This is a genomic window from Candidatus Manganitrophaceae bacterium, assembly GCA_016200325.1.
Taxonomy (GTDB): Bacteria; Nitrospirota; Nitrospiria; order SBBL01; family Manganitrophaceae; genus Manganitrophus.
Genome location: JACQEZ010000008.1, coordinates 1 through 13,928 on the forward strand (window position 1 = coordinate 1; position 13,928 = coordinate 13,928).

Annotated in this window: 12 protein-coding genes and 1 tRNA gene; 5 read left to right on the forward strand and 8 right to left on the reverse strand. The window is 57.5% G+C overall.

Annotated elements, in window-relative coordinates; all coding sequences use genetic code 11:
* Positions 1 to 220 precede the first annotated feature (220 nt).
* Positions 221 to 1,399: an MFS transporter gene (locus tag HY282_05815; protein ID MBI3803262.1), complete on the forward strand. Its 1,179-nt coding sequence runs from the start codon at positions 221 to 223 to the stop codon at positions 1,397 to 1,399.
* Here the strand turns inward: HY282_05815 and HY282_05820 are convergent.
* From HY282_05820 to HY282_05840, 5 genes are all read right to left on the reverse strand, one after another.
* Positions 1,365 to 2,165 carry an alpha/beta hydrolase gene (locus HY282_05820; protein ID MBI3803263.1) on the reverse strand — a complete coding sequence of 267 codons (801 nt, stop codon included), beginning with the start codon at positions 2,163 to 2,165 and terminating at the stop codon, positions 1,365 to 1,367. The two genes, HY282_05815 and HY282_05820, sit on opposite strands and share 35 nt — an antisense overlap.
* Before the next feature lie 222 nt (positions 2,166 to 2,387).
* A complete protein-coding gene (locus HY282_05825) occupies positions 2,388 to 2,585 on the reverse strand; it encodes a hypothetical protein (GenBank protein ID MBI3803264.1) in 198 nt (65 codons plus the stop codon).
* Positions 2,586 to 2,708: 123 nt separating this feature from the next.
* Positions 2,709 to 3,302 carry a 3-isopropylmalate dehydratase small subunit gene (leuD, locus tag HY282_05830; GenBank protein MBI3803265.1) on the reverse strand — a complete coding sequence of 198 codons (594 nt, stop codon included), beginning with the start codon at positions 3,300 to 3,302 and terminating at the stop codon, positions 2,709 to 2,711.
* A gap of 18 nt (positions 3,303 to 3,320) precedes the next feature.
* Positions 3,321 to 4,727, reverse strand: a complete 1,407-nt coding sequence (leuC, locus tag HY282_05835; GenBank protein MBI3803266.1) for a 3-isopropylmalate dehydratase large subunit — start codon at positions 4,725 to 4,727, stop codon at positions 3,321 to 3,323.
* 86 nt (positions 4,728 to 4,813) lie between these two features.
* A complete protein-coding gene (locus tag HY282_05840) occupies positions 4,814 to 6,985 on the reverse strand; it encodes a beta-propeller domain-containing protein (GenBank protein ID MBI3803267.1) in 2,172 nt (723 codons plus the stop codon).
* Between the two features lie 175 nt (positions 6,986 to 7,160).
* Between HY282_05840 and HY282_05845 the strand changes: the two genes are divergently transcribed.
* The gene (locus HY282_05845) at positions 7,161 to 7,493 is read left to right on the forward strand and encodes a cytochrome c (GenBank protein MBI3803268.1); all 333 of its coding nucleotides are present in this window, start codon (positions 7,161 to 7,163) and stop codon (positions 7,491 to 7,493) included.
* A 101-nt stretch (positions 7,494 to 7,594) separates the two neighbouring features.
* Positions 7,595 to 8,536, forward strand: a complete 942-nt coding sequence (locus HY282_05850) for a CPBP family intramembrane metalloprotease (GenBank protein MBI3803269.1) — start codon at positions 7,595 to 7,597, stop codon at positions 8,534 to 8,536.
* A gap of 10 nt (positions 8,537 to 8,546) precedes the next feature.
* Here the strand turns inward: HY282_05850 and HY282_05855 are convergent, their stop codons facing one another.
* The 3 genes from HY282_05855 to HY282_05865 all read right to left on the reverse strand — a co-directional run bounded on the left by HY282_05855 (position 8,547) and on the right by HY282_05865 (position 12,595).
* The gene (locus HY282_05855) at positions 8,547 to 9,122 is read right to left on the reverse strand and encodes a leucyl/phenylalanyl-tRNA--protein transferase (protein MBI3803270.1); all 576 of its coding nucleotides are present in this window, start codon (positions 9,120 to 9,122) and stop codon (positions 8,547 to 8,549) included.
* A 152-nt stretch (positions 9,123 to 9,274) separates the two neighbouring features.
* Positions 9,275 to 9,922 (reverse strand): bifunctional 4-hydroxy-2-oxoglutarate aldolase/2-dehydro-3-deoxy-phosphogluconate aldolase, encoded by a 648-nt coding sequence (locus tag HY282_05860; GenBank protein ID MBI3803271.1) that lies wholly within the window; start codon positions 9,920 to 9,922, stop codon positions 9,275 to 9,277.
* Positions 9,923 to 10,435: 513 nt separating this feature from the next.
* Entirely contained in the window at positions 10,436 to 12,595 is a 2,160-nt protein-coding gene (locus HY282_05865; protein ID MBI3803272.1) for an amylo-alpha-1,6-glucosidase, read from the reverse strand.
* 130 nt (positions 12,596 to 12,725) lie between these two features.
* On the opposite strand from HY282_05865, the gene HY282_05870 reads away from it, so the two are divergent.
* Both HY282_05870 and HY282_05875 read left to right on the forward strand, forming a co-directional pair.
* Positions 12,726 to 12,803, forward strand: a tRNA-Glu gene (locus HY282_05870).
* A 543-nt stretch (positions 12,804 to 13,346) separates the two neighbouring features.
* Entirely contained in the window at positions 13,347 to 13,844 is a 498-nt protein-coding gene (locus HY282_05875; GenBank protein MBI3803273.1) for a response regulator, read from the forward strand.
* Positions 13,845 to 13,928: the final 84 nt, after the last annotated feature.

Genomic DNA, 13,928 nt, shown 5'->3' on the forward strand with positions numbered 1-13,928 from the left:
CGGTCGCGCCGAGTTCGGCCGCAGGGGGGCCAGGGGGTTCCACCCCCGGCGTCTGGGGAAGCCGGAGGGGGCGCGACGAGGCGCCCCCACGGTGGGGGGTGGGGTGAAACCCCACGACCTTAAGTCTGTTGAATCCTCGATTCTGAGTCCCAGCTCCTGACTTTTATTCGTCCCTCTTCCCCCTTGACGTTTTCGCTTAGCCCTCTGCTATGATGATCGAATGAAAGAGCCGACTCCGACCGTGGCCCCACCGCTCATCACCCGCGACTTCGTTCTTCTCTTTGCCGCCCATTTTCTCTTCGGCCTCTCTTTCTGGCCCTATGTCCTCCTGCCGGTTTTTCTTCAGACCCTCGGCTTTGATCTTTTCAAAGTCGGAGTCGTCATCGGGACCGCGTCGCTGGCGGGAATCGTCGCCCGGCCCTGGGTCGGGGGGGCGCTCGATCGGATCGGACGGCGGCGGTGCCTCATGATCGGGGGCCTTCTCTTTCTGGCGGCGAACCTCTCCTACCTCGGCATCCATTCATCGGGAGGGGAAATTTATTTTGTCCGGCTTCTGCATGGGCTCGGCATGGGGGTCTTGATGGCGACTTTTTTTACCCTCGCCGCCGACCTCTCACCGGCGACGCGGCGGACCGAGGGAATTGCCCTTTTCGGGATATCGGGACATCTCTCGGGGTCGATCGGCGTGTTGTGGGGCGAGCAGGTCATCCGGCTCGGCGGCTACGCCGCGCTGTTCATCAGCGGCGCCCTCCTGGCCCTTCTGTCGTTGATCATGGGGCTCTTGATCGATGAGCCGGTCCGAGGGGCGCAAGGGGAGCGATCCCAAGATCGATTTCTCGAGATTGCCTTCCGGCCCGCTCTGCGTCTTCCGCTTGTCGCGACGGTCGCTTTCTCCTTCAGCATGACGTCGTATATGGTTTTTCTCAAACCCTATGCGTTGACGGTCGGGATCGGCTCGATGACCCACTTCTTTATCGCGTACACATTAACCGCAGTCGCCGTCCGGCTGATCGGGAGCCGATGGCCCGACCGATTCGGACTCAAATGGGTCCTCTATCCCGCGATGGTGTCGATGGCGATCGGGATTCTCGTCCTCTTCTTCCGGCCGACGCTGGCCGGGTTGGCGGTCGGCGGGATGTTGGCCGGCGTGGGGCATGGATTTATTTTTCCGATCCTCTCGTCGATGATCCTGGGCCGAGAGCGGGAGGAGAATCGCGGCGGGGTGATGACCCTCTTCACGATGCTTTACGATTTCGGTCTCTTCATCGGCGCGCCCCTGTTAGGGTGGGTCGCGCAGGGAGGACGGTATGGGGCGATGTTTTGGGTCGCCGCGTCGGTGCTGACCGGCAGCCTCTTCGCCTTTGTTATTTTTGATTCGACGGGGGGTCATTCTCGCTGACCAGGCCTTTTGCTGAGGAGGCCGGGGGGAGCGTCGCGATGAATTGGGCGATCTGTTCGAAATAAGCGGCGCCGCCGACGGCATCGGTGTTGTTGTGGCCGGCGCCGGGAATCGTATAAAACTGTTTCGGCTCCCGGGCCGCCGCAAAGAGCATCCGGCCCTGCTCAAAAGGGACCACTTCATCCTGATCTCCGTGAACGATCAAAAGGGGAACCGCTACCTGGCCGATCTTGGCAAGATTGTCATAACGGGTTGTCAGGAGCGGCCCGATCGGAATATAGGGTGCGACGATCCGCGCCATCTCCCGGATCGATGCAAACGGTGCTTCTAAAATCAGCCCCTGCACCGGCCGCTGCAGCGCCAGCTCCGTCGCGACCCCGGCCCCCAGCGAGACCCCGAGCAGCACAATCCGGCTCGGATCGACATCCGGCCGTGCTCGAAGATAGTCATAGGCGGCTTGCGCATCGCGATAGGTCCCTTCCTCGGAGATCTCGCCCCCGCTTCGGCCGTAACCCCGATAATCGATCACCAGAATATTGCACTTCAACCCGGGGGCGAAGCGGCGGATCCGGCCGACGACGTAACTGATGTTCCCGCCGTTTCCATGCAGCCAAAGAAGCGTGGTCTGCGCCCCGGGGTAGGGAACGAACCAGCCGTTAATTTTCACCCCGTCGGCGGTGTCGAGGTAGAGCTCTTCGAAGGGGAGGCCGGCGTCGGCCGGCGTCTGCATGATCTCTTTTTCAGGAAAGAAAATAAATGATTTCATGCCACAGCCGTTGAGAGTGAGGAAGAATAGCAGGAGGATTGGAAGAAAGGATCGCCGAGTCATATCTACCCATTTGAGATAACTGATTTGGAGGTGGAAGTCAATCAGGAGGAGAGACGTCGGGTTTGATTCTACAGGCGGCCGCACGGTAGCGTCCTCCCTTGAGACGCCAAGAGGCAGCGGGATGGATCCCATCCAGCGGATTAGGAAGTTTAAAGGAATTTAAGAAAGGGTGATGTCGGCTCGGTCCGTTTCGAAACCTGAACAGCTGAAGATCGGAAGAGGAGGGTACTTGGGATAAGAAGGATCGGTGTCATTTCGCCGGCAGAAGTAGAAGAGGCTTCCTTTGGCGGAACGGACGACCTTCGCATGGGCGCATTCCCGACAAAGGCCGATCTGATCGATGTCATTCCCTTCCATCGCATCCAGCGGATCTAGCAGCGTTCGACCGTGCCTGCATGGGGCCCGCCCCAGCCCGGGGCGTTTAGGCGAGGCTGAGACGATCCGGCCGCGCGGTCCGGGGACAGCCCCCTTCTATCCTTTCTACACCGACGCCCGCGTCTGCTCGTATTTCCGAATCTTCTCTTCCTGCTGAAGCGTCAGACCGATGTCGTCCAGTCCGTTAAGCAGACAGTGGCGTCGAAACGGATCGACTTGAAAGGAGAAGAGCAACCCATCCGCCGAGGTGATCTCCTGATTCTCCAGATCGACATTTAGTCGGTACCCCTCTCTTGCACGGGTCCGCTGAAAAATCATTTCGACCTGATCCTCGGAGAGGGTGATCGGGAGCATTCCATTCTTAAAGCAGTTGTTGTAGAAAATATCGGCGAACGACGGCGCGATGATGCACTTGAAGCCGTAGTCAAGGAGTGACCAGGGGGCATGCTCCCGCGAAGAACCGCAGCCGAAATTCGCCCGGGTCACCAGGACCGTCGCCCCCCGATAACGGTCGGCGTTCATCTCAAACTCGGGGTTCGGCTTTTTCCCATCGATAAAACGCCAATCATAAAACAGAAACTGTCCGAAGCCGGTCCGCTCGATCCGCTTGAGAAACTGTTTCGGGATGATCTGGTCGGTGTCGACGTTCGGAAGATCGAGCAGCGCGACCAGGCCGTTGAGTTTCACGAAAGGTTCCATTCTCTCTCCTCTATTTTTCTAACTTTTCAGATCGTATTGCCGAACGTCAACGAAATGCCCCTCCACCGCCGCGGCCGCCGCCATGAGCGGGCTGACGAGGTGGGTCCGCCCCCCCTTCCCCTGGCGTCCTTCGAAATTGCGGTTCGAGGTCGACGCGCAGCGCTCGCCCGGCTGGAGGATATCGGGATTCATTCCAAGACACATCGAGCAGCCAGACTCGCGCCAATCGAAGCCGGCCTCTTTGAAGATCCGATGGAGCCCTTCCTCCTCCGCTTTGTGCTTTACCTGCTGCGAGCCGGGAACAATCATCGCGTAGACTTTCGGGGAGACCCGCCGGCCCTTGACGAACGTGGCGACCCGCCGAAGGTCTTCGATCCGGGCATTGGTGCAGGAGCCGATGAAGACCCGCTCGATCGGGATCTCTTCGATCGGGGTGCCGGGGCGAAGCCCCATGTATTCCAGCGCCCGCTCCGCCGACTTGCGATCATTCGGGTCGGCGTATTCGGACGGATTCGGAATACGGGCATCGATCGGCAATACCTGTCCTGGATTGGTCCCCCAGGTCACCTGCGGGGTGAGGGTCGCGGCATCGACTTTCAAAGTACGATCGAAGGTCGCCCCCGGATCGGTCGGAAGGTTCTTCCATCGCGCCACCGCGGCGTCGAACTCCTTCGGGGCATGTTTCCGTCCCCGCAAATAGTCGAAGGTCTTCTCGTCGGGGGCGATCATTCCGGCGCGTGCGCCTCCTTCGATCGACATGTTGCAGACGGTCATTCGCTCTTCCATGCTGAGCGATCGGATCGTATCGCCGTCAAATTCGACGACGCTGCCGACGCCGCCGCCGGTGCCGATCCGCCCGATGATCGAGAGGATGATGTCCTTCGCCTCCACGCCGTAGGGACGGGCGCCATTGACTTCGATCAGGAACGTCTTCGGTTTGTCCTGCAGCAGGCACTGTGTCGCGAGAACATGCTCGACTTCGCTCGTTCCGATGCCGAACGCCAGCGCGCCGAAAGCGCCGTGCGTCGAAGTGTGGCTGTCGCCGCAGACGAGGGTGACGCCGGGGAGGGTGAGTCCCAATTCGGGTCCGATGACATGGACGATCCCCTGCTCCGGGCTGTTTAGATCGAAGAGGGTGACGCCGAACTCTTTGCAATTTCGCGACAGGGTGTCCATCTGTTGGGCCGAGATCCGGTCTTCGATCGGGAGGGCGCGATCGCTGGTCGGAACGTTGTGGTCCATCGTGGCGAAGGTGAGGTCGGGACGTCGCACTTTTCGCTCGGCCAATCGCAGGCCGTCAAAGGCTTGGGGCGAGGTCACTTCATGCACCAGATGGCGGTCGATGTAGAGGAGGGTCGGCTTCCCTTGCTCTTCATGGACGACGTGCGCTTCCCAGATCTTCTCAAACATGGTCTTCGGTTTCATGCTGTTCTTCCTCTCCGACGATATCCGTTTATCGATAATGTGAACCGACATTATAACTGAAAAAGAGTGCCGTTGAAAAGTGCTTTTCAGAGGGAGGGTTTGCCGGAGACGCCGGCGGCAAGCCACCAACCGTATCCGGGATCCGGGAAAAGGACACTCCCAAGGAGGGTCGTCGGCTGATCGACCGGCGTCGCCTTGATGCCGATGTTCGAGAGGCTATACAGGAAGGTGCTCGAACCGGAGGTCATGAACACCGATCGGATCGGGGCGGCCCCGCCGAGGAACAGGCCGGCCCGGCACGCGTCCGCCCGGCTGGGTTGATCGGGGGGAAGGTTCGTGCAGTAAACCTGAAAGGCCAGATCGGCATGGTCGACCCGCCCGAGCTCCGTGAAGCCGTCCGTAACACTCACCCGGAAAGCGGCGATCCCGCTGAAGGTATTTCCTGGAGCAGGATTCCAGAGAACCAATGGGATGGCGAGGAGATTCCGCGGGGCATAAAAGGTAAATGCATGCGGATCCCAGAGGGCGTCGCTCCAGGCGAACTGGCCCCCTCCCGCAGGGGTGAACTTGTGAAGGAGTTTTGGATGGATCAGGTCGGTGACGTCGAAGAGCTGAAGCGCGACGCTCCCGCTCTCGGAGGCGACCGTCAGAAGGTGATTGGCGTCGAGCGGATGAAGGTAGGTGCTGAATCCGGGGATCGTCAACTCGCCGATCAATTTCGGCTGACGCGGATTGGAAAGATCAAAAGCGAAGAGGGGATCGACCTGGCGGAAGGTGACGACGAAGCCGCGGTCGCCGAGGAAGCGGGCGCCGGTGATCGACTCGCCGGGCGCAAATCCGTCGACCGAGCCGACGACCTGCAGCTCCCCGGCCTGGTCATCTTCCAGGACAAAAATGTGGTTCTTTCGCTCGAATTGGTTTGTATCGGGATTGATCCGCTGCTCGGTGCTCGCCGCCCGAAGAAATCCGTTCTCCTCGCTTAGGTTAAAGCGGTTGCTGATCCAGCCGTCGATACTTCCGGTGGCGACATAAACCGGCTTTTGGTCTGAAATACGAAATTTGTAGAGGGCCGTCTGCGCCGCCTGATTTCGATCCCACCACCAGCCGCCGCTCGATTGCGCGACATAGAGATACTCTTTGCTCGCATAGGCGAGCCACGCATTGTTGATGAGTGCGGTGGCGGCCAGGTTCGATCCGTCGATGTCGACGCTCGTCACGATCAGGAGGCCGAGATCCTCCTTCACTTCCGGAAGGAGAATATCGCTGCAGGAGAGGAGGGAGATCTCCGTCTGGGTCTCTCCGACCCGGCGAAACGCGTGCGGCAGCAGCCCCTGCGGATCGGCCGCCGTCATCGCTTTTTGAACCGCCTGTTTGATCTCCTCTTTGAGCGGATCGCTCCGCTTCGTCTCCTCCGCGCTTCCGGTGCCGTTCCAGACAATCTGCCGGTATTGGTTGACGAGATCGAGAAAGGCGCTGTCGGTGGTCAATGCGGTCGGCTCCGGCATCTGAAATCGGGATACCCGATGAATCCGCTTCCCGACGCGGCGGCTGTCGATCTGAAATCCTTCCGTTGAGAGACGGGCGGTGATCTGCGGGTGGGCCGGATCGGCGACATCAACGAAGATCATCTGATCGTAGATCCGGAATGGGGCGGCGATCGGCGCCCCCGTCGTGACGGGAGCGGCCGGTCCCGCCAACGGAATCTGCTGAGACGCAAAGATCACGACCCGCCGCGCCGCTTCATCGAGATAGAGGCCGTAGGCGACGCTCTCCAACTTTAAACGGGAAAGCTCTTGAAGTCCCTCAGGAGGGAACCCCTCCTCAATCACCAGAAACCCGCCATTCACGACATAAAGGCGGCCCTCGGCATCGGCTTTGACCCGATCGGCCTCATCGACCCCTTCTTCCTGGGTGTTGGTCCGTGTCACGTCGTCGGGATGCGCGCCGCCGGCGACCCCGGAGGCATTGCCACCCGTTGTCTCCGGGATCGCCGGTTGGGGACAGTCGATGCAGAAAGGGGGCGCTTTGTCGGTATACCGCTCAATCAACGCATCGGTCAGATACTGCTTCAACTCATCACAGTCGGCGGAAGGGGTCAATTTGAGCGCCGAGAGGGGGACCGCCGAGGCGGGGCGCGCCACCGAGGGGTCGGAATGGCCTTTACTTTTACAGCTTCCGATCAGCAGAAAGAGGAAGGAGGTTAAGAAAAGAGAAAACACCCTCAACCCAAAAGAGCGGTTTGTATCGTCGAATTTCAAGGTATCATCCAGCCTGTCGCCTGTTGATAGAGAACCCATCGCTCTAAGATATTCCTCCCCCGTATCGATATTCAACTATAAAAAGGACCTCTCTCCTGCTTTCTCGCGAACGCATTTTGATTATTTGGCGCCACTTTGGTAAGATGGCTTCTTGCTTAACGGTGAGGTAAAAAGAATGTTCAAATCAATCGGATTGCTGTTGCTCGGCGTCATCACGCTCACGGGATGCTCGGGGAGCATCAGCGATGAAGCGCTGGCGAACCTCCCTCCGCCCGAGGCGGGGAAAAAAGTGTTCGAAGCAAAATGCAAAGGGTGTCACACCATCAACGGCGCGGGAGGGGTGAGGGGGCCGAACCTCTCGAATGTCGGCGGCAGGATGGATGAGCCGACCCTTCGCGCATTTATCAAAGATCCCCAGGCGGTGCGGCCCGGCGCCCGGATGCCGCAAATCTCTCTGACCGACAAGCAGCTCGACGCGGCCGCCGCTTATCTGGCGGGGCTGAAGTAAGGCTTAAAATAAGAAGTCAGGAGTCAGGAGCCAGAAGAGAGAATGGGAAAGCGTTTATATTCTGACTCCTGACTTCTCTCTTCTCTTCCTAAGGAGCTTCAATGGCCTGGTGGAAGCTCTCCTTTTTCCTGTTGGTCCTCCTCGGGGTCGGCTTCGTCTTCTCCTTCAGACGGGGGAGCGATCCCGATCGGGGCACTCTCTTCGACCGCCAGCGCTGGAGCATTTGGATCGGCCTCTTCGGCGCGGCCCTCCCCAAATCGGTCAGCGCCATCGTCCTCTGGACCCCCTGGATCTTTCAAAGCCATCCGATTGTCGTCCCGATCTATCTTTTGGCGGAGTTTTCGGTCTTCGTCGCCGTCCTCCTTTTCTACCGTCATATGACGGCGCAGCCGCTGGCCGACCTCGGCTTCTCCTCGGAGCGGCTCGGGATGCGCCTCCTCTTCGGATTGCGCTGGATCCTCGCCGCCTTCCTCGTGATCTATGCCACCTTTTATTTTCTCCTCCGCTTCCAAACATTGGAGGTGTCGCAGGCGTGGCTTCTCCGTCTTTATCGGAACCAAGATGTCATCACCGGGTTGATGCACTTCTTCGAGAAGATGTGGGGCCTGCCGTCTCTGGCGATTCCGATTCTCTTCATGGTGGTTCTCCGGCCCTTTTCCGAGGAGATGATCTTCCGAGGCCTCCTCTACGGTCCGATCCGCCGCAAATCGGACCCGGTGATGGCGGCGCTGATCACCTCTTTTCTCTACATGCTGGCCGATGGGTCTTATACCGGCCATCATCTCCTCTCCGGCGTGTTGGCCGCTTATCTCTATGAGCAGACCGAGTCGCTCTTCCCGGGAATGATCCTGCATGGCTTGATCAATCTCGGCAGCGTGGTCTACTATTTCGGCGGAAAAGACATGATGTCGGTGGTGGTCCGAAAAACGGAGGCGGGCTGGATCGCTCTGTTGTTGACTGTCGTATTGGTGGGATTGGAAGTGCTCTACCGTGTTCTTTTAAAGAGAAGCCGCACCCCGCAAGCGCCGGTTTCCACCTCTTAATCGGCTGTAATCAATCGAATCGACATTCCAAGCGCAGCGCGCTCTCCAGCCGCCGGAGATATTCTTTTTGGGGGATCTCAACCGCGCCGAAGCGTTGGAGATGCGAGGTGATGAATTGGGTGTCGAGAAGCGTGTAGCCGCGCGTTTTCAGCCGCTCAATCAAAAAGACCAGGCAGACTTTGGAGGCATCGCGCATGAGGGTGAACATCGACTCCCCCATAAACGCGCCGCCGAGCGCCACCCCGTATAGCCCGCCTGCCAGCGTTCCTTCAAGATACGCCTCGACCGAATGGGCTTTCCCCAGCCGGTGGAGCGCGGTGTAGGCTTCGATGATCTCTTCGTTGATCCAGGTCTCCTCGCGGCCGGCGCAGGCACGGATGACCCCCTCAAAATTGCGGTTGACGGTTATCTCGAAACGCCCCTGCCGTACAGTGCGTGCCAAGCGTTTCGAGAGGTGAAAGGTGGGAAGATCGAGGATGCCGCGGGGATCGGGCGAATACCAGCGGATCTCCCCGTCGTCGGCCATCGGAAAGATTCCGCGGCAATAGGCCGCTTCGAGAAGCTCAGGCGTCAGCAGGAGAGACATGCAGCTCACTATACCTGAACCGCCGGCGGGGAAGCAATCGCGGGGAAGAAGATGAAATGCGAGGAGACAGAAGTCAGGAGTCAGAATTCAGAATAAAAGCGCGATCGCTTCGCTTCTGACTCCTGTCTCCTGACTTCTGACTTCTGATCCTGCTACGCCGCTTTAGAGAGAAGGTCCTCTTTCAATGAAGCGAATTTTTTTGCCTCCCGGGTGATCGCTTCGTAGTTTTGGCTCTCGACATGTTTTCTTGGGGTCAGCAGGCTCCCCAGCGCGATCGCCTCGACGCCGAGCGAGAGATATTCTTTAAAGGAGTCATAGGTCTTCACGCCGGCCGGAATGATCTTGAGGAAGGGGAGCGGCTTTAAAATTTCATCGACATAGTCGGGGCCACCCAACGCGTCGACCGGGAAGACCTTTACCATGTTCGCTCCCCCCCGCATCGCCGAGTAAATCTCGGAGGGGGTGGAGGCGCCCAAAATGCAGGCGACATTGCCGTCCCGGCAAATCGGGACCAACTCCAGGTTTCCGACCGGAGAGGCGACGAAGTGGCATCCGAGACCGATGGCGGCGCGTGCTTCACGCAGCGTGAGCACCGTCCCCGCGCCGACCAAGATATTCTTCTCCTTCGTTAATTCGCGAATCACATCCTGAGCATCCGGAATGGCATACGAGATCTCGAAGATCCGAACGCCCCCTTCAATAACGGCCTGGACTGTCTTCACAGCCTGATCCGCGCTGTCCGTTCGAATGACGGCGATAATTTTTTCCCGAGTAATCCGTTCGAGTATCGTATTTAACATCTTTTCCTCCGAGTCGATAAAAATGCAAGATTCCCAAAGATTCCAAAAGACGCCTGGAAAAAGGACCCTCTTCCTTGAGGTCCGGAAGATCAGACGCATCGAATCTAGGGTCATGATGATCTTTCGTTTCTGCGCGCGATACACGATGGATCGGCGAAGGAGATACTCGTTCTCCTTTAGGACCGTGATTTCGGTCACACCAGAACGGAAAAATTTGCAAATGCAATGCCGTTTGCAGTTGTTTCAGGTCGCTCGAGAGAACTCGGGAAGGAGATCGACTGTGAAAAAAGAGAACAGATTCGGGAGGGCGATGCCTTCGGCTGGCTTTGAACAAAGAGCAGAAAGAGAAAAGATCCGATTAAATCGGACCGGTTTAGGCGCACCTTCTTCAGTTGAAGCTCAACAACAGGGGGAAGAGACCGTTCTTCTCTTTATAGAGAGAATGGCGAAAGTGGCTCGTTCGGCTGAAGGCGATCCAGCAAAGATGTGCAATAAATGCATACAAACTTATGTTTATTTTTCCTTTTCAAGTACTTCAATTTCTCCGGCGCCGTTTAGAATTTCCCAATGGGATCTTCCCCCTTTTCGGTAAAAATGGACATTTATTTTCACACCTCCCACCCGAAGGTTGCTTAATGTCAGGTCGGGCAGCCAGTCGGGGAGGGTCGGGCGAACATAGAGACGGCGATGCGGCGCATCCGCTTCAATCCCCAGGATCGTTTGTAAGAAGTGGAAAAGGCTCGCCGCCGCCCAGGCCTGTGGGGTGCTGGCACCGAGATACTGAACGGGAAAATCTCCATCGACCCGCTTCAGCCCGGAAAAGAGCTCCGGCATCCGAAACTGATCGAAGTAAGTTGCCGCATCAAAAATCGCTTTCGCAACCCGATTGGCCTCTTCATCAAAACCGTATCGCTTAAAACCGGCGGCGATCAAGCCATTGTCGTGCGGCCAGACCGATCCCAATTGATAGGAGAAAGGATTGTAGGCCGGATTTCGGGAGGAGAGGGTTCGGATGCCGAAGCCGGAGAACATATCTTCTTCGAGGAGGCGCTGCACGGTCCGTCCGGCCCGGTCGTCAGAAATAATTCCCGACCAGAGACAATGGCCCGGATTGGAGGCGACCGTCTCGATCGGCCTCTTCTCCGAATCCAAACCAAACGCGTAAAATTTTTCGGAATCGACCCAGAACGCGTCGTTAAACCGCGTCTTGAGCCGCTGCGCCTCTTGCTCAAGCCGCTCTGCCCGCGCTGCATCCCCCGGCTCGCCCCACGCGCGGAGCAGCTCGGCCATTCTTAATTTTGCATCATAGACATATCCTTGGAATTCACAGAGCGCGATCGGGGTCGGCACCTGTGACCCATCCGGATAGACCACCGCATCATGCGCATCTTTCCATCCCTGATTTCGGTAGCCTTGAGACGACCGGGTTTGATATTCGAGAAATCCATCGCCGTCTCGGTCGCCGTATCGGCCGATCCACTCGAGACATCGATCGGCCGCCCCGCGGAATGCTTTCAGTCGGACGGCATCCCCCCCCCAGCGGTACGCTTCGGACAAAACAATCAGGTAGAGGATCGTCGCGTCGTGGGTGCCGTAATAGGGAGTGTGCGGAATGCGATTGAAATGGGCCAGCTCGCCGAACCGGATCTCATGAGGGATCTTCCCCGGCTCCGCATCCCGCCAGTCGTCGATCTGAGTCGCCTGAAGCTCGGCCAGCGCCTGGAGTGCGCCGAGCGCAAAATTGGGATAAACGGTCATGCTCTGTAAAGAGACGATCAATGCGTCCCGGCCGAAGAGGGTCACGAACCACGGCACACCGGCGGCGGGAACCCAGAGCGACTCCGATTCTGTTTTCTTATAAAGACGAAGCGATCCGATGTCATCAATCGCTTCCAGATAAGCATGGGCTATCTGATCGTTGGGGGAAGCGATTTGTGTGCACCGCTTTCGCCACTCGACCTGAAAGTTTTCCATCGGGGTGGTTTGTTCGGAGGCGGCATGGCAGATTTCGGTCGGTCCGTGAATTTGACCGTCATAACATAAAATAATGTAGCCGCAGGTGTGCCAGCTCTGACCGGGGTCGAGATGGAGGTCGAAGATGATCCGGCCGTTGACATAAGCGGGGGGAGAGCTCGGCCCGACGATTTGATAGATTGTCTTGCGGACGAAGTCTTTGTTCTGGTAGGTCGTGATCGATTCGAAAAAGCCTCCTTCGTTTTTCCGCCATTCGCTGAAGAGGTGGCCCCGCTCCATGAAGCGATGCGATTTCACTTCAAAGATATCGGCAAAATCACAGCGTAAGACGATCTCGAAAAAGAAGGTGACCGGTTTGGAATGATAGTTGGTCAGATGGATATCTTCGTGGATGCCGTCGCCGACACTCCGCTCGATTCGGAGGCCGAGGGTGCCGGCGGGGATGACCCCTCCTTCCGTTTCGATCTCGGAATTGGTGAGGTGAAGGCGCGCCGCAAAATAATGAATCTGTGCGGAAGTCAGCAACTTCCAGCGCTGCATATTGATGAAGAAATGATAATACGATATAAACCGGGTGTCTTGCGCGAAGACGCCGAGCGGCTGCTCGCGGTCGATTTCTCCGGCCTCGGTGGTGATCATGAATGTGTTGCCCTGATTAATGGTGAGGACCGGCGGACCGACCTTGATCTCAACTGCCATGTTTTATCCAATGGGTGTCTTCTTCAGAATAGCGGGAAGGCCCGGCTCTTTTCAAGACAAACAGAGGCAAAGTCCTTCAAGGGGCTTGACATCATTGCGCAATCTCGGATAGTATCTGCCAGTCTCTCCGGTCCCCATCGTCTAGCCCGGCCTAGGACATCGCCCTTTCACGGCGGTAACAGGGGTTCGAATCCCCTTGGGGACACCAACGAATGACGGTTTGTTCGCAGCACTTCCATGCTGCTTCAGACCACCGGGAGACCCCACTGAATCTCCGCCAAATCGGATCGTCTCGACCGTTCCATACCCATTGAGGAACTGAGGAGCACCCTCGCTGTCCAGTGATGGAGGATCCGAGGCGCGGTTTGCAGTCAGCTCGTGATCTGGAACCGTCACACCGACGGAAGCATTGACCATGGCGCTCTTCAATCAAAACCAGCAAAACCAGCAAAACCAGCCGATTGCACAAAACCAGCTGATTGCGTTAAAGCTCAAGAAGCCGATTCCGGCGTTCTCTTTTATGGGATACGCTCGTTCGGACCACCCGTTCGAAAATCTCGACCGGAAAAGAGGAAGAGGTTTGATTTTTATCCGTTCTACCTTTAGGACCGCCGATAGAGCCGGGATGCACCGAGGGATGATAAAACTCATTTAAAAGCGGCGGATTTTTCCGGAAAGAGATCGGTCGATACACCCCGGATCTCCTCTCGCCGCGCCGATTTGAAAATGTCTAGAAAGGAGGTTTAGTGCAATGCCAAAAAGGGTTTTGGTCGTCGATGATAACCAAGATGCGATTCATATATTATCGGCGGTTTTGAAGAAGGGTGGATACCTTGTCTCGGTCGCGCTGAACGGGGAGGAAGCGATGGAGAAGGTCCGTCAAGAGCATCCCGCGCTGATCCTGCTCGACATCATGATGCCGAAGATGGATGGGTTCGAAGTCTGCAAAGCGATCAAAGCAGCCGTGGAGACGCGGGAGATTCCCGTTCTTATCGTCACCGCGCGGAAAGATGCCGAATCCCGGCAGCGCGGAATGAGCGTCGGCGCGAATGAGTACCTGGTAAAACCGATCCGCCCCGCCGAGGTGCTTGCCAAAGTCAGAGCGTATTTGGGCGGCGGCGATTCTTCGGCTCCCCCCTCGTCCTTGAAGTCTATTTTCTTCTCTTTTTTCTTATTAAGACAGACGGTCGATTTTGAATTAAAGACATTCGCATACTGCTCGGCAACGGAGGATAAGCCGGTGTCGTAACCTCATCGCACACCGGATCGTTCCGTCTACGTCTCGGGACGGTCTTTATCAGGTTGGTTTAAATGAATCTGAAATAACGCCCCT

Bases quoted from the DNA above. Each gene is read 5' to 3' on its own strand.
- HY282_05865 (MBI3803272.1), bottom strand. From the start codon at position 12,595: ATGGCAGTTGAGATCAAGGTCGGTCCGCCGGTCCTCACCATTAATCAG.
- HY282_05855 (MBI3803270.1), bottom strand. From the start codon at position 9,122: ATGTCTCTCCTGCTGACGCCTGAGCTTCTCGAAGCGGCCTATTGCCGC.
- HY282_05825 (MBI3803264.1), bottom strand. From the start codon at position 2,585: ATGGAAGGGAATGACATCGATCAGATCGGCCTTTGTCGGGAATGCGCC.
- leuD (MBI3803265.1), bottom strand. From the start codon at position 3,302: ATGGAACCTTTCGTGAAACTCAACGGCCTGGTCGCGCTGCTCGATCTT.
- leuC (MBI3803266.1), bottom strand. From the start codon at position 4,727: ATGAAACCGAAGACCATGTTTGAGAAGATCTGGGAAGCGCACGTCGTC.
- HY282_05820 (MBI3803263.1), bottom strand. From the start codon at position 2,165: ATGAAATCATTTATTTTCTTTCCTGAAAAAGAGATCATGCAGACGCCG.
- HY282_05845 (MBI3803268.1), top strand. From the start codon at position 7,161: ATGTTCAAATCAATCGGATTGCTGTTGCTCGGCGTCATCACGCTCACG.
- HY282_05815 (MBI3803262.1), top strand. From the start codon at position 221: ATGAAAGAGCCGACTCCGACCGTGGCCCCACCGCTCATCACCCGCGAC.
- HY282_05850 (MBI3803269.1), top strand. From the start codon at position 7,595: ATGGCCTGGTGGAAGCTCTCCTTTTTCCTGTTGGTCCTCCTCGGGGTC.
- HY282_05875 (MBI3803273.1), top strand. From the start codon at position 13,347: ATGCCAAAAAGGGTTTTGGTCGTCGATGATAACCAAGATGCGATTCAT.
- HY282_05860 (MBI3803271.1), bottom strand. From the start codon at position 9,922: ATGTTAAATACGATACTCGAACGGATTACTCGGGAAAAAATTATCGCC.